This is a genomic window from Pelagerythrobacter marinus (assembly GCF_009827515.1).
GTDB lineage: Bacteria > Pseudomonadota > Alphaproteobacteria > Sphingomonadales > Sphingomonadaceae > Pelagerythrobacter > Pelagerythrobacter marinus.
The window spans coordinates 72602-91168 of record NZ_WTYO01000006.1; the positions used below are offsets into that span (position 1 = coordinate 72602).

Annotated in this window: 19 protein-coding genes and 1 tRNA gene; 15 read left to right on the top strand and 5 right to left on the bottom strand. The window is 69.5% G+C overall.

Annotation, left to right across the window (positions count from 1 at the left end; translation table 11 throughout):
• Positions 1–47 precede the first annotated feature (47 nt).
• Positions 48–1604 (top strand): TIGR00341 family protein, encoded by a 1557-nt coding sequence (locus GRI72_RS12650; RefSeq protein WP_160734294.1) that lies wholly within the window; start codon positions 48–50, stop codon positions 1602–1604.
• A 49-nt stretch (positions 1605–1653) separates the two neighbouring features.
• Here GRI72_RS12650 and GRI72_RS12655 read toward each other — a convergent pair whose 3' ends face one another.
• Complete coding sequence (locus GRI72_RS12655) at positions 1654–3408, bottom strand: fatty acyl-AMP ligase (RefSeq protein WP_160734295.1); 1755 nt, start codon at positions 3406–3408, stop codon at positions 1654–1656.
• Positions 3409–3543: 135 nt separating this feature from the next.
• Between GRI72_RS12655 and GRI72_RS12660 the strand changes: the two genes are divergently transcribed.
• The 4 genes from GRI72_RS12660 to GRI72_RS14610 all read left to right on the top strand — a co-directional run bounded on the left by GRI72_RS12660 (position 3544) and on the right by GRI72_RS14610 (position 5770).
• Positions 3544–4107: a regulatory protein RecX gene (locus GRI72_RS12660; protein WP_160734296.1), complete on the top strand. Its 564-nt coding sequence runs from the start codon at positions 3544–3546 to the stop codon at positions 4105–4107.
• Between the two features lie 79 nt (positions 4108–4186).
• Positions 4187–4714, top strand: a complete 528-nt coding sequence (locus GRI72_RS12665) for a DUF192 domain-containing protein (RefSeq protein WP_160734297.1) — start codon at positions 4187–4189, stop codon at positions 4712–4714.
• 61 nt (positions 4715–4775) lie between these two features.
• On the top strand, positions 4776–5174 hold the full coding sequence (locus tag GRI72_RS12670; protein WP_160734298.1) for an NADH:ubiquinone oxidoreductase subunit NDUFA12: 399 nt from the start codon (positions 4776–4778) through the stop codon (positions 5172–5174).
• Between the two features lie 2 nt (positions 5175–5176).
• A complete protein-coding gene (locus tag GRI72_RS14610; RefSeq protein ID WP_202389113.1) occupies positions 5177–5770 on the top strand; it encodes a DUF2155 domain-containing protein in 594 nt (197 codons plus the stop codon).
• Here the strand turns inward: GRI72_RS14610 and aat are convergent.
• Positions 5692–6384 carry a leucyl/phenylalanyl-tRNA--protein transferase gene (gene aat / locus GRI72_RS12680; protein ID WP_160734299.1) on the bottom strand — a complete coding sequence of 231 codons (693 nt, stop codon included), beginning with the start codon at positions 6382–6384 and terminating at the stop codon, positions 5692–5694. The genes GRI72_RS14610 and aat overlap by 79 nt on opposite strands.
• Before the next feature lie 139 nt (positions 6385–6523).
• Between aat and GRI72_RS12685 the strand changes: the two genes are divergently transcribed.
• Together GRI72_RS12685 and GRI72_RS12690 are read left to right on the top strand one after the other, a co-directional pair.
• Positions 6524–6599: transfer RNA gene (locus GRI72_RS12685), tRNA-Trp, on the top strand.
• 87 nt (positions 6600–6686) lie between these two features.
• A complete protein-coding gene (locus tag GRI72_RS12690) occupies positions 6687–6947 on the top strand; it encodes a hypothetical protein (RefSeq protein ID WP_160734300.1) in 261 nt (86 codons plus the stop codon).
• Between the two features lie 75 nt (positions 6948–7022).
• On the opposite strand, the gene GRI72_RS12695 is transcribed toward GRI72_RS12690, so the two are convergent.
• Positions 7023–7712 (bottom strand): queuosine precursor transporter, encoded by a 690-nt coding sequence (locus GRI72_RS12695; protein WP_160734301.1) that lies wholly within the window; start codon positions 7710–7712, stop codon positions 7023–7025.
• Positions 7713–7839: 127 nt separating this feature from the next.
• Between GRI72_RS12695 and GRI72_RS12700 the strand changes: the two genes are divergently transcribed.
• The 6 genes from GRI72_RS12700 to GRI72_RS12725 all read left to right on the top strand — a co-directional run bounded on the left by GRI72_RS12700 (position 7840) and on the right by GRI72_RS12725 (position 15774).
• Positions 7840–9147, top strand: coding sequence for a NupC/NupG family nucleoside CNT transporter (locus GRI72_RS12700; RefSeq protein ID WP_160734302.1), 1308 nt, complete (start codon positions 7840–7842; stop codon positions 9145–9147).
• A gap of 35 nt (positions 9148–9182) precedes the next feature.
• On the top strand, positions 9183–10112 hold the full coding sequence (locus GRI72_RS12705) for an isopenicillin N synthase family dioxygenase (protein WP_160734303.1): 930 nt from the start codon (positions 9183–9185) through the stop codon (positions 10110–10112).
• 234 nt (positions 10113–10346) lie between these two features.
• Positions 10347–12908 carry a TonB-dependent receptor gene (locus GRI72_RS12710; protein ID WP_160734304.1) on the top strand — a complete coding sequence of 854 codons (2562 nt, stop codon included), beginning with the start codon at positions 10347–10349 and terminating at the stop codon, positions 12906–12908.
• A gap of 166 nt (positions 12909–13074) precedes the next feature.
• The gene (locus GRI72_RS12715; RefSeq protein ID WP_160734305.1) at positions 13075–13824 is read left to right on the top strand and encodes a TonB family protein; all 750 of its coding nucleotides are present in this window, start codon (positions 13075–13077) and stop codon (positions 13822–13824) included.
• 73 nt (positions 13825–13897) lie between these two features.
• A complete protein-coding gene (locus GRI72_RS12720) occupies positions 13898–14956 on the top strand; it encodes a mannose-1-phosphate guanylyltransferase (RefSeq protein WP_160734306.1) in 1059 nt (352 codons plus the stop codon).
• Entirely contained in the window at positions 14953–15774 is an 822-nt protein-coding gene (locus tag GRI72_RS12725) for a class I mannose-6-phosphate isomerase (RefSeq protein WP_160734307.1), read from the top strand. The genes GRI72_RS12720 and GRI72_RS12725 overlap by 4 nt, the downstream gene beginning before the upstream one ends.
• A gap of 62 nt (positions 15775–15836) precedes the next feature.
• Here the strand turns inward: GRI72_RS12725 and GRI72_RS12730 are convergent, their stop codons facing one another.
• Together GRI72_RS12730 and GRI72_RS12735 are read right to left on the bottom strand one after the other, a co-directional pair.
• A complete protein-coding gene (locus GRI72_RS12730) occupies positions 15837–16646 on the bottom strand; it encodes a flagellin N-terminal helical domain-containing protein (RefSeq protein WP_160734308.1) in 810 nt (269 codons plus the stop codon).
• Between the two features lie 94 nt (positions 16647–16740).
• The gene (locus GRI72_RS12735; RefSeq protein WP_160734309.1) at positions 16741–16920 is read right to left on the bottom strand and encodes a hypothetical protein; all 180 of its coding nucleotides are present in this window, start codon (positions 16918–16920) and stop codon (positions 16741–16743) included.
• A 6-nt stretch (positions 16921–16926) separates the two neighbouring features.
• On the opposite strand from GRI72_RS12735, the gene GRI72_RS12740 reads away from it, so the two are divergent.
• Both GRI72_RS12740 and fliE read left to right on the top strand, forming a co-directional pair.
• Complete coding sequence (locus GRI72_RS12740; protein ID WP_337191192.1) at positions 16927–18198, top strand: sigma-54 interaction domain-containing protein; 1272 nt, start codon at positions 16927–16929, stop codon at positions 18196–18198.
• The gene (fliE, locus tag GRI72_RS12745) at positions 18195–18566 is read left to right on the top strand and encodes a flagellar hook-basal body complex protein FliE (protein WP_160734310.1); all 372 of its coding nucleotides are present in this window, start codon (positions 18195–18197) and stop codon (positions 18564–18566) included. Before GRI72_RS12740 ends, fliE begins: the two co-directional genes overlap by 4 nt.
• Position 18567: the final 1 nt, after the last annotated feature.

Genomic DNA, 18567 nt, shown 5'->3' on the forward strand with positions numbered 1-18567 from the left:
GCGAATGTCGGCTTTTTTCCGCGCATGGCAAGCGCTAAAGCCGGCGAATGGACAGCGAGGAAACAGGGGGCGGCGACACGGGGCGCAGCCCGGCCGCGGCGGCCGCGGCGGCGGTGCGACGCCCGCAGTGGTCGTTCCTGCGAGTGGTGGTGAGCTTCCGCCGCTGGTGGCGCGAAATGGTGGTCGAAACGGTCCACCAGGGCGAAGTCATAGAGCGCCGGCGCAAGGAATGCGCGCTCTCTTCCCGCTACCTGTTCATGACCGCGATGTCGGCCGGGATCGCGATCCTCGGCCTCCTGCTGTCCTCGCCCGCCGTGGTGATCGGGGCCATGCTGCTATCCCCGCTGATGGACCCGATCATGGGGCTCGGCTTCGCCCTGGCGATCGGCGACTATCGCTGGCTGCGCCAGTCGGCCCGCTCGCTCGCCTGGGGCACGGCGATGGCGGTGGGTCTCTGCGCGCTGATCGTGTTCATGTCGCCGTTGCAGGACATCACGCCCGAGATCGCCTCGCGTACGCGGCCGAGCCTGTTCGACCTGCTGGTGGCGCTGTTCTCCGCGCTCGCCGGTGCCTACGCGATGATCCGCGGGCGCGAGGGGACGATCGTCGGCGTCGCCATCGCCACAGCCCTCATGCCGCCGCTGGCGGTGGTCGGCTTCGGCCTCGCGACCGCGAACTGGACGGTCTTCTGGGGCGCGCTGCTGCTCTATATCACGAACTTCGTCACGATCGCGCTCACCGTCTGGGCGATGGCGCGCCTCTATGGCTTCAGCGTCACCCTGACCGAGCGGCAATCGCGCTGGCAGAACTTCGTCCTCGGCGCGGTCTTCGTCGCGCTGGTCGTGCCGCTGGGCCTCTCGCTGCGCCAGATCGCGTGGGAAGCGGCGGCTGCGCGGCAGGTGCGGACCGAGCTGGCGGAAAACTTCGGCAGCGCGGCGCGCCTGTCGCAGCCGGAGATCGAGTTCGATACCGACCCGATGCGGGTTTCCGCCTTCGTCTGGACGACCAGCCTGCAACCCGATGCCGAAGTGCGCGCCGAGGAGAGCCTGGCCCGCGCGCTCGGCACGCCGGTCGACGTGCAGCTCAAGCAGTTCCTCGTGCGCGACGAGCAGAGCGCGGAGGAGGCGCAGCTCGCCTCCGCCAAGGCGGCCGAGGAAGAGGCCGCGCGCGACCGGCTGGACGATCTCGCCGCCCGCCTGGCCGTCGCCGCGGGCACGAGCGAGGACGAGGTCCTGCTCGACCGGCAGCGGCGCCGCGCGCTGGTGCGGGCCGAGCCGCTGCCGGGCGCGGGCCTGGCGGCCTATGCCGCGCTCGAACAGCGGATTGCCGCGACCGAGCCGGAATGGCGGATCGAGCTGGTGCCGCCGGTCTCCGACCTGCCGCAGGTCGCCTTTGCGGGGGAAGAGCCCGACGAGCCCGCGCGCGAGGCGATCGCCCTCGCCGGCTGGAGCGCGAAGCGCCTCGGCCGGCCGCTGGTCGTTTCCGGGCCCGAGGCCGAGGCAGAGGCGGTTCGCGCCCTCCTGGCCGAACAGGGCGCGCGGGTGCGCCTGGGCGATGCGGGCGGGGCGCTGCGCCTCGCCTGGGGGGACGAGGCAACGCAGTAAGCCGCGACAGGGCCGGGCGGCGCGGGGCCCGCGGGCCCGACCGGCCGGGTCAGGCGGCCTGCATCAGCGGCAGCGGCTGGATTTCCCCGGCGAGGTAGAGCTTCTTCGCCTTGGCCCGGCTGAGCTTGCCCGAGCTGGTGCGGGGCAGCGTGCGCGGCGGGACCAGTTCGACCACGCAGTTCATCCCGGTGATGGAGCGGACCTTGTCGCGGATCTGTTCGTGCAGGCGCACGCGCTCTTCCGGGTCGGACACACGGCAATGGACCAGGACGGCGGGCGCTTCCTCGCCGTTCTCGGTCTCGACCGCGAAAGCGGCGATGTCGCCGTGGTTGAAGCCGGGAAGCTGTTCCACCGCCCACTCGATATCCTGCGGCCAGTGGTTCTTGCCGTTGATGATGATCATGTCCTTCGCCCGGCCGACGATGAACAGGTAGCCATTGGCCATGTAGCCCATGTCGCCGGTGTCGAGCCAGACGTCCCCGTTTTCCTTGGCGACCAGGCAATCGGTGGTCGCTTCCTCGTTGCGGAAATAGGAATGCATCACGCTCTTGCCGCGGCACCAGACCTTGCCGATCTTGTGATCGCCCTTGGGCTTCCCGTCCTCCCCGCGGATTTCCACTTCCATGCCAGGCAGCGGCTTGCCGCAGTTGACGATCGCGCGGTAGCGCGCCGGGCGGGAGAAATCGGCCCGGGTGCCCGAAAGCCGCTCTTCCTCGACCAGCTCGACGCGGATCCCCTCGCCCGGGGGCATGACGGTGACCGCCAGGGTCGCTTCCGCCAGGCCGTAGGACGGGGTGAAGGCGCTGGCGCTGAAGCCGGCATCGGCGAAGGCGTTGACGAAGTTCTGCATCACGTCGGGGCGGATCATGTCGGCCCCGTTGCCCGCGGTGCGCCAGCGCGAGAGGTCGAAGCGTTCGGCGACGCTGCTCTGGCTGGAAATGCGGCGGGCGCAGATGTCGTACCCGAAGGTGGGGGAATAGGACAGGGTATTGCCCTGGTTGCGGCTGATCAGGTCGAGCCAGGCGAGCGGGCGGCGCGCGAAATGCTCGGTCTTCAGGTAATCGACCGAGGCCTGGTTGGCGATCGGCGAGAGGAAGCAGCCGACGAGGCCCATGTCGTGATACCACGGCAGCCACGAGACGACCCGGTCGTTGACGCCCAGGTCCACCGCCGTGGCATGGCCGAACAGGTTGTGCAGCAACGCCTCGTGCGTGACCGCGACCCCGGTGGGGAAGCGGGTCGAGCCGGACGAGTACTGGAGATAGCAGATATCGTCGGGCTTCGCCTCGGGCAGCGGGCATTCGGGCGCCTCGCGCGCGGCGAAGCTGTCCCAGTCGGTGCCCTCGCACCCCTGGCGCCGGGCGGCCGCCTGCGCCATGTCGGCGATCTCGGGCGGGTAGATCAGCACCTTGGGATCGCAGCTTTCGAGCTGGACCGCGAGCTGGTCGATATAGCTTTCCTTGCCGCCGAAGCTGGTCGGCAGGGGCAGGGGGACGGGCCAGGCCCCGGCATAGACGCAGGCGCAGAACAGGGCCGCGAACTCGGGCCCCGTCTCCGCGATCAGGGCGACGCGGTCTTCCCTGCCGATCCCCGCGGCGACCAGCCGGTGGGCCATGGCCAGCGCATCCTGCCGCATCTCGCGATAGGGATAGGGGCGCTCCAGCGTTCCGCGCATGTCGTGGAAATTGAGCCCCTTCTCGCTCCGCGCCGCGTAATCGATCGCTTCGCTGAAGGTCGCAAAGTCCGACCGCCGGCGCGGCAGCGCGCAGTCATTCGGGGTCGGAATCAGGTTGGTTTCTGTCATGTCTGGAGGCGTTACCCGTCATTTGCGCGCAACATGGCGCGTGCATTGTCCCCTATAAGCGACGCTCTTTATCCCGTGCCCGGCGACGTTTCAAACTTTCCCATTTCCCAACGAGTGTGGCACGAATAAGGCCGCATGGCCGACCACAGCATGAACAAGCGGCGAACGCGCCGCCAGCCGAGGCCGCTCGATGCCGCGCGGCTGGAGGAACTGGCGCTCGCCTACGTCGCGCGCTTCGCCACCAGCACGGGCAAGCTGGAGGGCTATCTCGCGCGCAAGCTGCGCGAACGGGGATGGGAAGGCGAAAGCCCGCCCGATCCCGCAGCGATCGCCGCGCGCTTTGCCGATCGCGGCTATATCGACGACGAAAGCTATGCCCGCAGCCGGGCGGAAGGGCTGCTGCGGCGCGGCTATGGCGCGCGGCGGATCGACGAGACGCTGCGCGGCGCGGGGATCGGGGGGGCGCTGCGCGAGGCGGTGGGCCCGGGCGAGGGCGCGCGCCGGGCCGCGGCCCTGCGGCTGGCGCGCAAGCGGCGCTTTGGCCCGTTCGCACCGGAACCGCCCGACCGCGAACGGTGCGAGAAACAGATTGCCGCGATGGTGCGCGCGGGCCATGGATTCGAACAGGCCCGCGCGGTAATCATGGCGGCCAGCGTGGGCGAGGCGGAGGAATGGGCCGCCGAAGCCCCGCACGACTGATTGCGCCGACTGACTGCACCGACTGACTGCACCGACTGACCGCGTACACTTGCGCCGACCGACCGACAGGGGACCGCCCATGCGCCGCACGACAGCCGTTATTTTCCTGGCGCTGGCCGCCGCCTGTTCGCCCCAGGCCGGGGCCGGCGGGGCAGCGGCGGCGACCGCTGCGCCCGGCGAGCGCCACGAGGTGCTGCGCCACCCGGTCTCGGGCCTGGAGATCGTCGAGCTGGAGGTCGCGACCGGGACGGGGCGGCACAGGTTCGCGGTCGAGGTCGCGCGCACCCCGCGCGATCAGGCCCAGGGCCTGATGTTCCGCACCCAGCTGGGCGAGAACGAGGGGATGCTGTTCCCGCGCGACCCGCCCGACATCGCCAGCTTCTGGATGAAGAACACGCCCCTGCCGCTGGACATCATCTTCATCGGCCCGGACGGGCGGATCATCAATATCGCGGCCGAGACCGTGCCCTATTCGCTCGACCCGGTGGTCGCCGCGGGGCCGACCGCGGCCGTGCTGGAACTGCGCGGCGGGCGCGCGGCCGAACTGGGCATCGGCCCGGGCGACCGGGTCGAATGGCCGGTCCACGGGGCAGCACGCGCGCGATAATGCACCGGCCGGTCGATTGGGCGCTTGGCCGCGCGGGCCGAATCGGCTAACCGCCCGCTTCATGAAATTCCTGGCCAAGATCTTCACCTGGTGGGATGGCGCGACCATCGGCACGCTGCTGCACAGCTGGCGCCACGGGGAACATGTGGGCACCGACGCGCAGGGCAACCGCTATTACCGCTCGCGCCGCAAGTCGGCCGACGGGCGCGAGCGGCGCTGGGTGATCTACGAAGGCGCGAACGACGCCAGCCGGGTGCCGTCCGAATGGCACGGCTGGCTGCATGGGGCGTTCGACGACGTGCCCGAAAGCCACCTGCCCCCGGCGCGGATCTGGGAAGCCGACTTCACCCCCAATGCCACCGGCACCCAGGGGGCCTACCTCCCGCAAGGGGCGCTGCAGCGCGGCGGCCGCCGGGCGGCGGCGACAGGCGATTACGAAGCGTGGTCGCCGGACAGTTGAACATGCGCGTCCTCGCCGGGCTGCTGGCCGGTGCCGTGGCCCTGGCCGGCTGCTCCCCCGGAGCGTCCGAATCCGACGCCCCCGAAACCGAAGCCGCCGGAACCGGAGCCCCCGAAACCGAAGCCCAGGCTGGCGATGGCGCGGCAACAGGCGCCGCGGGCGATGCCGCGCCCGCCCTTGGGGCGAGCGACGACGCCGCATCCGAGAGCGCGGCGGGCGAGGTCGAGGCGACGCCGATGGAAGAGCGCGTGGCCACGCTCGGCCTGCTGAACAAGCGCAACAACCTGTCGCAGGACCTCGAGATGACGCCCGGCGAATCGCGCCGCGTGGGCAATGTGATCGTGCGCCTCGCCGCGTGCGAGCGGACCGCGCCGTGGGAAATGCCGCGCGAAACCGGGGCGTTCGTCCAGGTCCTCGTGCGCGATAACGCGGCCGAGGGCGAGGGGCGCTGGGACAAGGTCTTTTCCGGCTGGCTGTTCCGCAATTCGCCCAGCCGCAACGTCGTCGAGCACCCGATCTACGATGTCTGGGTGAAAGACTGCGCGATGAGCTTCCCGGGCGAGGAAGATCCCGCCTCCGCCAGCAACGCGGCATAGGCTTCGGGCAAGGCCAGCCCGGGCCGTCCGCGGGCGCTTTCCAGCAATGCGCGATAGTGCGCCTGCGGAATTTCCACCGCGCCCAGCGAGGCGAGGTGTTCGGTCATGAACTGGCAATCGAGCAGCGCGAAGCCGGCCCGCTGCATCAGCGCGACGAGCCAGGCCAGCGCCACCTTCGATGCATTGTCGGCCCGGCTGAACATCGATTCGCCGCAGAAGGCCCGATCCACCGCCAGGCCGTAGAGGCCGCCCACGAGCGCGCCGTCGCGCCAGCATTCGATCGAGTGGGCATGGCCTTCGCGATTGAGCGCGAGGAAACTGCTTTCGATCCGGCGGCTGATCCACGTCCCGCCCCCGTCGTCGCGCGGGGCGGCGCAGGCGCGCAGGACATCGCCGAAGGCGCGGTTGCAGGTGACTTCGAACCGGTCGCGCCGCAGGACCTTGCGCAGCGATCGGGTGCAGCGAAAACCGTCGAGCGGGATGATCGCCCGCTGCCGCGGCTCGACCCAGAACAGCTCGGCATCGTCGCGCCCGTCGGCCATCGGGAAAATGCCGTTGCGATAGGCGTGCAACAGCATCTCGGACGGGATCGGGCCTTGCGCGGGCGCGTGCATGGGGGCGGCCTTAGCCCCGGCCGCCGCGGGTGAACAGGGGCGGCGGCGGGTGCCCGCGCGCGGGCAGGGCCGCTGCCGGCCCGCGTTCGCGCCGCCTTGCCAAGGGGCGTGCTTGGCTCTAGAGGGCGGCTCCGCCTGCAGGGGTGTAGCTCAGTTGGTAGAGCATCGGTCTCCAAAACCGAGGGCCACGGGTTCGAATCCTGTCACCCCTGCCAGGCGATTTCCCCCCGATCGCCGCTTTCCGTCGCCGCCACTCGCGCCGCTTGCCGGCCGTGCCGCCGGGCCCTAAGCCCGCGCACGTCATGGAATTCGACGATCTCCTGCGCCGCTATTTCGCGGCCGACGACCTTGCCGCGGTGCGGCCCGAGGCCCTGGCCGCGGGGATCGAGCGGTGCCAGGTGGACCTGGGGCTGGAGCGTGATCCGGGCAAGCGCTTCGCGCTCTGGGCCCTTCTCCACATGCTGGGCGCCGCGCCTGATCTCGACGTCGCGTTCGAGGACGAGGGCGAGCGCGAGGCCGCGCGCAATTTCATGGACCTGCTGGACGCCGCCGGGCCGCGATAGCCGCCGCCCGCCGCGCGTGCAGCGGAAGGTTCGGGCCGGGGCGGGTCAGGCCTGGGCGGGTCAGGCCTAGGCGGGTCAGGCCGGACGGTCGAGCCGCTGCGCGATCCGGACCGCGAAGGCGATCAGGAAGGGCACGAGCACCAGCGAGAGGACGATCTTGGCCAGGGCCTGTCCGGCGATCAGCGAGCCGATCTCGCGCTCCCCGCCGAAGGCGAGGGTGATGAAGATCACCGAATCGATCGCCTGGCTGAGCGCGGAGGCGATCGCGCCGCGGATCATCAGGCCGATACTGCCCCGCGCGCCCTTGCCGTCGTCGGCACCGGCGCCGCGCAGGCGCGAGAAGATCCAGACATTGAGCAGCAGCGAGACGAGATAGGCGACCGGCCCGGCGGCCATGATTCGCGGGGTCGTGGCATGGATCAGCTGGAATGCCTCGAGCCCTTCGGGCCACATCGCCGGATCGGCCGGCAGGCGCAGGACCAGCAGGATCAGGACGATCGACACCGCCAGCGGCAGGAAACCCCAGACCACCAGCCGGTTGGCCGCCGCCGAGCCGTGGATCTGGGCCGTCGCGCTGGACAGGACGACCAGGACCAGGAAGGCGAAGATCCCCGCCTCCACCCCCAGCGCGGTGGGCCAGAGCATGACCTGCTTCACCGCCAGGAACCCGGCGAGCACGGTCATCCCGCCGTAGAGGAGGGCGAAGACGAACAGTGAACGGGGCAGCGAAGGCGCGGTCGGGTGGCTGGCAGGCGTGTCGTTCATCGCCCCGGATTATGGGCTGGCGCGCGAAAAGGGAAGCGTGGCCAACCGGCTACCGGCGTTTGACTGTGGATGCGCGGCAGGCAAGAGAGGGCCTGCCCCATCGCGCGCAATTCGGATTCTCACTTTTATGCACCCAGTCGTTGCCAGCCTGCTCGGGATCGTCGCGATCCTGGCGATCGCCGTCCTGCTTTCCACCGCGCGGCGGCGGATAAGGTTGCGGATCGTCATCGCCGCCTTCGCGCTCCAGGCGCTGCTCGCCTTCCTCGTCCTGCGCACGCCCTGGGGCCGGGCGACGATCCGCGCGATGAGCGACGGGGTCGCGGCGCTCCTGTCCTACGCCGATGCCGGCACGGCCTTCCTGTTCGGGGCCGACAACCCGCTGGCCAACACTTTCGCGCTCGGCGCCCTGCCGGTGATCGTGTTCTTCGCCTCGCTCGTCTCGATCCTCTATTACCTCGGCATCATGCAGCGCGTCGTGCGCTGGGTGGGCGGGGCGATCGCCTGGGTCACGGGCATCAGCCGGGTCGAATCGCTGGGCGCGGCGGCCAATATCTTCGTCGGGCAGAGCGAAAGCCCGCTGGTCGTGCGCCCCTATCTCGCCGCGCTCGCCCCCAGCCGCCTGTTCACGCTGATGAGCGTGGGCATGGCCGGCGTCGCGGGAACGATCCTGGCCGCCTATGCCGGGCTGCTGGGCGCGGAGTACCTGCCATTCCTGCTCGCCGCCGCGTTCATGTCGGCCCCGGGCGGCATCCTGATGGCCAAGATCATCATGCCCGACGAGGACGAGGCTTCGCCCGAGGCCGAAGGCGAGATCGCCCTGCCGCGCACACGGATCAGCGCCGAAGGCCCGGCCGCGATCACCGAAGGGGGCAAGGCGCACGAAGTCGAAGTGGCCGAGACGTTCGAGGAAGGCCAGCGCCCCGCCAACGTGATCGAGGCGGCGGCCCAGGGCGCGCAGACCGGCGTCAAGCTGGCCGTGGCGGTGGGCGCGATGGTCCTCGCCTTCGTTGCGCTCGTGGCGCTCGCAAACGGCCTGCTGGGCGCGGTCGGCGGATGGTTCGGGATGCCCGAGTTGTCGTTCCAGATGGCGCTGGGCTGGCTGTTCTCGCCGGTCATGTTCCTGATCGGCGTCCCGTGGGAGGAAGCGGGCGTGGCCGGCGGCCTGTTCGGAACCAAGATCGTGCTCAACGAATTCGTCGCCTTCATCGAACTGGGCCAGATCGATATGCTGACCGATCGCAGCCGCGCGATCGTGACCTTCGCGCTGTGCGGCTTCGCCAATTTTTCCTCGATTGCCATCCAGATGGCGGTTACGGGCGGGCTTGCACCGAATCAGCGCCCCGTCATCGCCAGGCTCGGTCTGCGCGCGCTCGCCGCGGGCAGCCTCGCCAACCTGATGAGCGCGGCGCTGGCCGGCCTGTTCCTGCCCTATTGAACGCCCGCCCCTCAAAGCCCGCTAGAGTTCCGCCCATGTCCGACATCGCATCCGTTTCCATCGCCCGCCCGCTGTCCGAAGTCTCGGAAGAAATCGGCCGCAGTTTCGAGGAATACGGTTTCGCGGTGATCCGTGACCACGGCATCCCGGCGGACCTGATCGCGCGGGCGGAAGACCTGTCGAAGGCGTTCTTCGCCCTGCCCGACGCGGTCAAGCGCGCCTATCACGTTCCCGGTGGCGGCGGCGCGCGCGGCTATACCCCCTTCGGCACCGAGAAGGCGAAGGACGCCGAAGTCCACGACCTCAAGGAATTCTGGCACGTCGGGCGCAGCTTGCCCGAAGGGCACCCGCTGTCCGAATTCATGGCGCCCAATATCTGGCCGGCGGAGATCGACGGCTTTCGCGAGACGTTCGAGGCGCTCTATGCCGCGTTCGAACAGGCCGGCGGCCGCGTGCTGGAAGCGATCGCGCTGCACCTGGGGCTGGAGCGGACCTGGTTCGCGCCGACGGTGGAGGACGGCAACTCGGTCATGCGCCTGCTCCACTATCCGCCGCTGACCGGGGCCGATGCCGAAGGCGCGATCCGCGCGGCCGCGCATGGCGACATCAACACGATCACCCTGCTGCTCGGCGCGGAGGAGGCGGGGCTCGAACTGCTGACCGCGGGCGGCGAGTGGAAGGCGATCGACGTGCCCGAAGGGGCGCTGGTGGTGAACATCGGCGACATGCTCGAACGCCTGACCAACGGGAAGCTGCGTTCGACCACCCACCGCGTGGTCAACCCGCGGGGCGAGGCGGCCTATCGCTCGCGCTATTCGATGCCGTTCTTCCTCCACTTCCGGCCCGACTTCACGATCGAGACGCTGGAAAGCTGCATCGACCCCGATGCGCCGGGCGATCACCCCGAGCCGATCTCGAGTCACGACTTCCTGATGCAGCGCCTGCGCGAGATCAATCTCGCCTGAATCGCGCCCGCAAGCGGGCCCGGGCCAGTTTTTTCGCGCAATGTTGCATTGCAGCAACAGCCCGAAACCCGCGGAAATCCGGGGCTGATGCCGAGCGGCCACAGATGCCGTGCGAGTTTCGCGGGAACTGTCACTTTCCGGTAACAAATCCGACTTCCTAGCGTCGCGGTTCGCAACTATCGGGCCGGCAGCCACTTTCACCTGCCCAACCGAGCCTCACCGAAGGGATCGTAAATGAAGCTCAAGTATCTCCTAGCCGCCAGCGTCGTCAGCCTGTCCGCCTCGGCCCTCATGCCGAGCGTGGCCCACGCGCAGTCGACCGGCTCCGTCGATTTCGAAGACGAGGAAATCATCATCGTCACCGGTTCGCGCGCGACCGATGTCGGCGGTGTCGATATCCCCGATACGCCGAAGGCGAAGCAAGTCCTCACCGACGAAGTCATCCGCCGCCAGCGCCCCGGCCAGACGGTGAACGACATCATCAACCTGGTGCCCGGCGTCAGCTTCCAGAACAACGACCCCTGGGGTTCGGGCGGCGGTGGCTTCACCATCCGCGGCTTCGGCGCCGATCGCGTGTCGCAGACGGTGGACGGCATCCCGCTGAACGATTCGGGCAACTACGCCCTCTACACCAACCAGCAGGTCGATCCCGAGGTGCTGGAACAGGTCAACGTCAACCTCGGCGTGACCGACGTCGACAGCCCGACGGCCTCGGCCGCCGGCGGCACCGTGAACCTGCGCACCCGCGTCCCGTCCGAGACTTTCGGCGTGGTCGCCTCGGCCACGTACGGCAACGTCCTGGCCGAAGCATCGGGCGATCGCCCCTATGTTCGCGCCTTCGGCATGGTCGACACCGGCGACTTCACCGGTTTCGGCACCCGCGCCTTCGCCTCGGCGTCGTGGACGACCTACGACAACCCGTTCAACAACTACGGCAAGGTCCGCAAGCAGCAGTATAACGGCCGGATCTACCAGGAACTGGGTGCCAACGGCGACTTCGTCTCGATCGCCGGCCACTACAACCAGAACCGCAACAACTTCTTCGGTTCGCAGAACGTCCTGGCGCTCAAGGAGCTGGTGACCAGCCGGCCCGGCAGCGACCGGTTCTACGAAATCAACTATCCCTGCACCGTGGCCAGCGTGCCCGGCGTGTTCGAAACGCCCGCCGACCTTGCCGATCCGGCCAACCAGGATGGGGACGGCAACTACATCGATCCCGATGGCGTGAACGGCTGCGGCGCCGAATTCGATCGTCGCTTCAACCCGTCGAACACCGGCAACATCCGCGGCTCGTCGCGCTTCACGCTCAGCGACGGCCTGATCCTGACGGTCGATCCGAGCTTCCAGTACGTCAAGGCGAATGGCGGCGGCAACGAAGAGCTGCTCGAAGGCACGCGTACGATCAACGGGGTCGAATACACCGGCTTCATCGGCGGGCGCTACTACTACGGTCGCGACCTCAACGGTGACGGCGACATGCTGGACGAAGTCAGCGGTTTCGATCCCAGCCAGACGCAGACGCGCCGCTACGGTGTGATCGCGAACCTGATCTACGACATCAATCCCGATCACCGCGTTCGCCTTGCCTATACGCTCGACCATGCGCGTCACCGGCAGACCGGTCAGACCTCTATGGCGGACATCAATGGCGACATTCCGGACGTTTTCCCGATCAACGACCCGCTGCTGACCGCGGACGGTTTCGAACTGAACAAGCGCAACCGCCTGTCCTACGCCATCCTGAACCAGGTTTCGGGTGAGTACCGCGGCATGTTCGGCGCGATGACCGTCGTCGCCGGCCTGCGCGTGCCGTTCTTCAAGCGCGAACTGAACCAGTACTGCTACACCACCTCGGCTTCGGGCTACGTCGATTGCCTGGGCGACCAGGACACGACCGCCTACGAGGCGGCCAATCCGAACGCCGCTCCGCCGCAGGAACGCACTTACAAGTACGACAAGTTCCTGCCCAACGTCGGCCTGACCTACGATTTCGGTGCGGCCTCGGTCTTCGCGAACTATGCGAAGGGCATCTCGGTCCCGGGGACCGACCCGCTCTATGACTCGCTGTTCCTCGCCGACGTGCGCGACTCGCAGCCGGTTCCCGAAACCACCGACAGCTTCGACCTGGGCGTGCGCTTCGGCTTCGGCAATGTCACCGCGCAGCTGGCCGGCTGGTACACCCGGTACAACAACCGCCTGGCCTCGGCCTACGATCCGGTGCTGGAAGAAACGCTGTTCCGTAACCTCGGCCGGGTCGACAAGTACGGCCTCGACGGCTCGATCGCTTGGAACCCGACGCCGAACACGCTGCTCTACGTCTTCGGTTCGATCAGCGAATCGGAAATCAAGGACGACGTGGTCGGTGGCCAGTGCTACCTCGACGACGGCGACCCGACCCCGGCCGAATACGGCTGCACGGCGGCCAACATCGGCGAGGACTACTTCCTCCCGACGGCCGGCAAGCGCGAGAGCGGCTCGCCGAAGTACACGGTCGGCGCGCGTGGCCAGGTCGCCTTCGGCGCGCTCGAACTGGGCGCGCAGGTGAAGTACACCGGCAAGCGCTACATCAACGACCTGAACGTCGACACCGTGCCGTCCTACACGCTGGTCGATCTCGACCTGCGCTACGACCTCGGTGAAATCGGCGTCGGCCAGAACGCGGCGATCCAGGTGAACATGACGAACCTGTTCGACGAACGCTACGTCGGCTACTTCGGCGGTTCGCTGGACAACACGCCGTTCGCGCAGATCGGCGCGCCGCGCGCGGGCAGCATCTCGCTCATCATCGGCTACTGATCGCCGGCCGCGGCGGGAAACCGCCGCGCGCCGACACGAAAGACGGCGGCGTCCCCTGGGGGCGCCGCCGTTTTTTCTTGTCCGGCGCACGCGGACCTGGCGCTATCGCGTGCGGGAACCGCGCGGGGGGCGCGCGGATTTCGCATGGTGGGAGGTGATCCGCACTATGGCAGATCGGCAGGGGGCGCAGCAGGCACGCGGCCGCGGCGGGTTCGCATCGGCGCGGCGCAGGCCGCGCCTGGGCACGCTGGCGCTGGTCGCGCTGCTGCACGTTCTCGCCGTCTATGGCCTCGCCAAGGCCTTTGCCCCCGACTTCACCGGCTCGGTCGAGCGCGAGGTGATGGAGGCGATCACCGTCACCGTGACCACCCCGCCCGAGGAACTGCCCGATCCCGAGCCGGAGCCCGATCCCGGCGCCGCGGGGGAGGAAGGGCGCGAGGCGACACCGCGCGAAGTGACCGCGCCCGAACCGCCGGTGCGGGTCCAGCCCCCGGTGCCGGTGCCGCAGGCATCCTCCACCGGCACGGCAGCGAGCTCGGGCGCGCGCGAGCGCGGCGAGGGCACCGGCGCGGGCGGCACGGGCACCGGCACGGGCAGCGGGCAGGGCGGCGGCGGCGCGGGGGGCGGCGCGGTGAACAAGCCCGTCCACGTTTCGGGCGGGATCGACGACGCGCGCGATTACCCGGTGCCCGAGGGCGGGCGCGCCGCGCGGCGCGGGACCGAGGTGATCGTGCGGGTGATCGTGGGCACCGACGGCCGGGCCTCCAACTGCACCGTCTATCGCCCCAGCCCCGACCCGGAGGCAGACCGGATCACCTGCCGCCTGGTGACCGAACGGTTGCGCTTCCGCCCGGCGACCGATGCCGCGGGCAACCCGGTCCCGGCGCCGTTCTACTGGCGGCAGCGCTGGTTCTAGGCCGCGCCGTGCAGGCCGGGCGCGCGGCTTGCGCCTTGCCCTCGGGCGCGAGGTGGCCGATGACGGGGCGGGCATGAGCGAGACGATTCACCCGATCATCCTGTGCGGGGGCAGCGGCACCCGTCTCTGGCCCCGCAGCCGCGCGGTGCGGCCCAAGCCTTTCCTGCCGCTGCTGGGCGAAAGCTCGCTGTTCGAACAGACCCTGGCCCGCTGCTCCGGCGAAGGGTTCGCCCCGCCGCTGGTCGTGGCGGGCGAGCGCCACGTGGCGCTGGTGGAGGAACAGGGAACGCCGGACATGCGGCTGGTCGTCGAACCGGCGGCGCGCAACACGGCCCCGGCGATCGCGCTCGCCGCGAACCTCCTGCCGGGCGAGGCGATCATGCTCGTCTGCCCCAGCGACCACCACATCGCCAATACCGATGCCTTCCGCCGCGCGGTGACGGCGGCGGCGGGTCTGGCCGCCGAAGGGCGGCTGGTCGCCTTCGGCATCGCGCCCGACGGGCCGGAAACCGGCTATGGCTATATAGAGCGTGGCGCACCGATAGAGGGTGGCGGGTGCGAGATCGCCCGCTTCGTCGAGAAACCCGATGCCGAGCGGGCGCGCGCCTTCCTCGCCGCGGGCGGGTTCGACTGGAACGGCGGCATCTTCGCCTTCCGCGCCGACACGTTCCGCGAAGAACTCGCCGCCTATCGGCCGGCGATGGCCGAAGGCGCGGCCCGCGCCGTGGCGCAGGGGGCCTGGGACGGCGCGCACTTTCACCCCGACGCAGCCGCTTTCGCCGAAGTCGAGGGCGAATCGATCGACTACGCGGTGATGGAGAACACCGGCCGCGCCGCGCTGGTGCCGGTGGCGATGGGCTGGTCCGACATCGGCTCGTGGTCCGCGCTGCGCGACGCGCGCCGCGCCGGCGGCGACGCGCGGGATGGCGGGCCCGACCGGCAGGGCAACGTGGCGCGCGGCCCGGCCGAACTGGTCGATTGCCGCAATGTCATGGTCGACAGCGACGGGCCGCGCGTGTCGTGCATCGGCCTCGACGACGTGATCGTGGTGGTCGACGGGGACGAGGTGCTGGTAACCAGCGCCGGCGGCGCGCAGCGCGTCGGCAAGCTCGACGGGGCGCGCAGGCAATGAGCGGGCGCCTGCTCCCCACCAGGGCCGTGGCCAAGGTCTGGGGGCGCGACAGCCTGCCCGAACCTTTCGCCGCGCCGGAAGGGGAGCGGATCGGGGAAATCTGGTTCGAACCGCCCCCCGAACTGCCCGAGATCCTGGCGAAATACCTGTTCACGAGCGAGAAGCTCTCGGTCCAGGTCCATCCCGACGATGCCCAGGCCCCGCCCGGCGCGCGCGGGAAGGAGGAATGCTGGCTGGTGCTCGACGCGGAGCCGGGGGCCACGCTCGCGATCGGGTTCGAACGGCCGCTGTCGGCCGAGGCGATCCGCGCCGCCGCGCTCGACGGCTCGATCGAGCGGCTGCTCGTCTGGCACCCGGTGCGCGCCGGCGATTTCTTCTATCTTCCCGCCGGGACGGTCCACGCGATCGGGCCCGGCCTGTCGCTGGTCGAGATCCAGCAGAACAGCGACGTGACCTATCGCCTCTACGACTATGGCCGCCCGCGCGACCTGCATCTCGACGAAGCGGTCGCGGTGGCGAGAGGCGCGCCTTACGACGCCGCGCGCTATCGCCGCAGCACGGGCGAAGGCGCGGCGACACTGGTGGATGGCCCGCGTTTCCGGCTCGACCGCGTGGCCGGTGCCCCCGGCGCGGCAGTCGCCGCGCGCTATCGCGGGCCCTTGCTGGTCATGCCGCTGGATGGCGCGGTCGCCGTCGGCGACCGACAGGTCGCGGCCGGGCAATGCGCGCTGGCAGGCGGGCTGGGCGACGTTGACTTCGCCGCATGCCGCTTGGCCCTGCTGACCCAGCCGGTCCGCGCCGCCGGGGCCGGCGGCTAAGCGCGAAAAAAGGCCCGGCGCTGGAAATCCAGCCCCGGGCCCGGTCTTCTTCGGAGAAGAAATCAGCGCAGCAGCGAAAGAACGTTCTGCTGGCTCTGGTTGGCCTGCGACAGCATCGCGGTCGAAGCCTGGCTGAGGATCTGCGCCTTGGCGAGCGCGGTCGTTTCAGCCGAATAATCGGTGTCTTCGATGCGCGACCGCGCGTCGGAGAGGTTCGTGACGTTGTTGCTCAGGTTGTTGACCGCCGATTCGAGGCGGCTCTGCCCGGCACCGAGCGAAGCGCGCGTCGCGGCGACTTCGGCCAGGGCAGCGTCGACCGTGTCGATCGTGGTGCTGGCGTTGGCCGAGGTATCCACCGCGAGGGTCGACATGTCGGTCGTGATCGCGGTCGAGGTCAGCGTGACCGTGTCGCCGCTGTTGGCGCCGACCTGGATGTCGAGCGTCACGTCGGCGGCCGTGTCGAACACGGCATTGCCGTTGAACTCGGTGTCCGAGATGATGCTGGCGATCTGCGCCTTCAGCTCGGTCACTTCCGAATCCATGTAGCCACGATCGGAATCCTGGTACGAACCCGAGGCCGACTGCACGGCCAGTTCGCGGACGCGCTGCAGCATGTTGGTGACTTCGTTCAGCGCGCCTTCGGCGGTCTGCGCCATCGAGATGCCGTCGTTGGCGTTGCGAATGCCCTGGCTCATGCCGCGGACCTGCGCCGTCATGGTCGTGGCGATGGCGAGGCCGGCGGCGTCGTCCTTCGCGCTGTTGATGCGCTTGCCGGTCGACAGGCGCTCCATCGCGGTGCCCAGGGCCTTGTCGGCCGCGGTCGAGGCATTCGCCGCACGCATCGCGCTGGTGTTGGTATTGATAACAGCCATTGTTCAAACTCCCACAATGCTCTTCGAACGCTCCCCCCGAGAAACCCATCCTGGGCGGTAGCTGGAGCGAAGACCGGCAGGGCCGCGAAAAGTTTTAGGGGGTCGGCGCAGATTTCGGCCGATACGTATTTTCCCTTAAGTTGATTTCGCCGTTAACCATTAAGTCGATGTTGCCCATGCCGGCTCCAATACCGCTCGCGAACGGAACTTGGTTAATCAGCAGGGGGCTGAAGTGGGAACGATCGAGCGGACGGAAGGCTTCGAGAAAGCTCACGCACCGGTGGCAGGCAAGTTCGCGGGCATTGCATCCTCGCTCCTGCCGCGCCGGCCGGTGCACCTGGCGGATGCCGGCGAGGCGGGGGCGGGCAGGATGCCCAATGCCATTGCGCTGGACCGCGCCGACAGGCCGGCCATCGACCGCCAGGGAACCGGGGCCAGGCTGACATATGCCGACCCGGTTTCGGAAGCGACCTTCGGCGCGCTCGTCGCGCTGGTCGCCGGGGCGGGCGGCGGGCCGGTCGCGGCCGACCCGGAATCGCTTTCGGTCCTGGCGCTGGCCGACCGGCTGGCGCAGACCGACATCCCGGTCCTGATCAACGGGCCGACCGGCACCGGCAAGGAAGTCCTGTCGCAGTTCATCCACAATCGCAGCGCGCGGCGCGACAAGCCGTTCGTGGCGGTCAACTGCGCGGCCATTCCCGAAACCATGCTCGAGGCATTGCTGTTCGGCCACCAGAAGGGCGCCTTCACCGGCGCCAACGCGGCCGGCGAAGGCTTCTTCCGCGCGGCAGAGGGCGGCACGCTCCTGCTCGACGAGATCGCGGAAATGCCGCTCTCGCTCCAGGCCAAGCTGCTGCGCGCCTTGCAGGAAGGCGAAGTCGTTCCGGTCGGCGCGACCACCCCGGTCAAGGTCGACGTGCGGATCATCGCCTGCGCCAACCGCGACCTGCCGCTGGAGGTGGAGGAAGGCCGCTTCCGCGCCGACCTGTTCTATCGCCTCAACGTCTTCCCGATGACGCTGTCGGCCCTGCGCGAGCGGCCGACCGACATCGTCCCGCTCGCCTTCGCCATGCTGCTGCGCCATGCGCCGCGGGGGGCGAAAGTGCCGTGGCTGACCGACGGCGCGATCGCCATGCTCAAGCAGCACGGCTGGCCGGGCAATATCCGCGAACTGGAAAACGTCATGCGCCGGGCCCTGGTCCTGGCCGGCGATGTCGATGCGATCGGCACCGGACACATCGTGTTCGATCGCCCGGCGCGCCTGGTCGATCGCGAAGCCGCCGCGCCCGCCGCGCCGGCAGTATCCGCGCCGGCAGCGGCAGAGGCCGCCCCGGCCGGGGACATGCCCGCCGCCCCCACCGGGCCGGTCGCGGGCAGGAAACTGTCGAAAGTGGTCCAGCTTTCCGAAGCGCGCGCGATCATGGAAACGCTCGACGCCTGCGGCGGCAAGCGGGCCGAGGCCGCGCGCCAGCTGGGCATTTCCGAGCGCACGCTGCGTTACCGGCTGGCGTCTTTCCGTGAAGCCGGCCTGGCCGTGGGAGGCCGCCGATGAGCGCGATCAACGGGATGGGCGGCGCCGGCTCGGTCCAGCAGATCATGGCCCTGCGCCAGCAGATCCTGGAACGGTCCAGCACGCTGCAGGAAATCCACCAGACGCGCGAGGTCGGCGGCGCCGCGCCCGCCGCCGAACCGGCCGCCGGCGGCGGCTTTGCCGATACGCTGCGCGATGCGCTGGACGGGGTGAACGAGGCCCAGTCGCGCGCCTCCGCGCTGACCGAGGGCTACGAACGCGGCGAAGTGACCGACATCGCGAAAGTCATGCTCGCGCGGCAGGAAGCCGGCGTCGCCTTCGAGGCGACATTGCAGGTCAGGAACAAGCTGTTGTCCGCCTACCAGGACATCATGCGGATGGGGGTCTGAT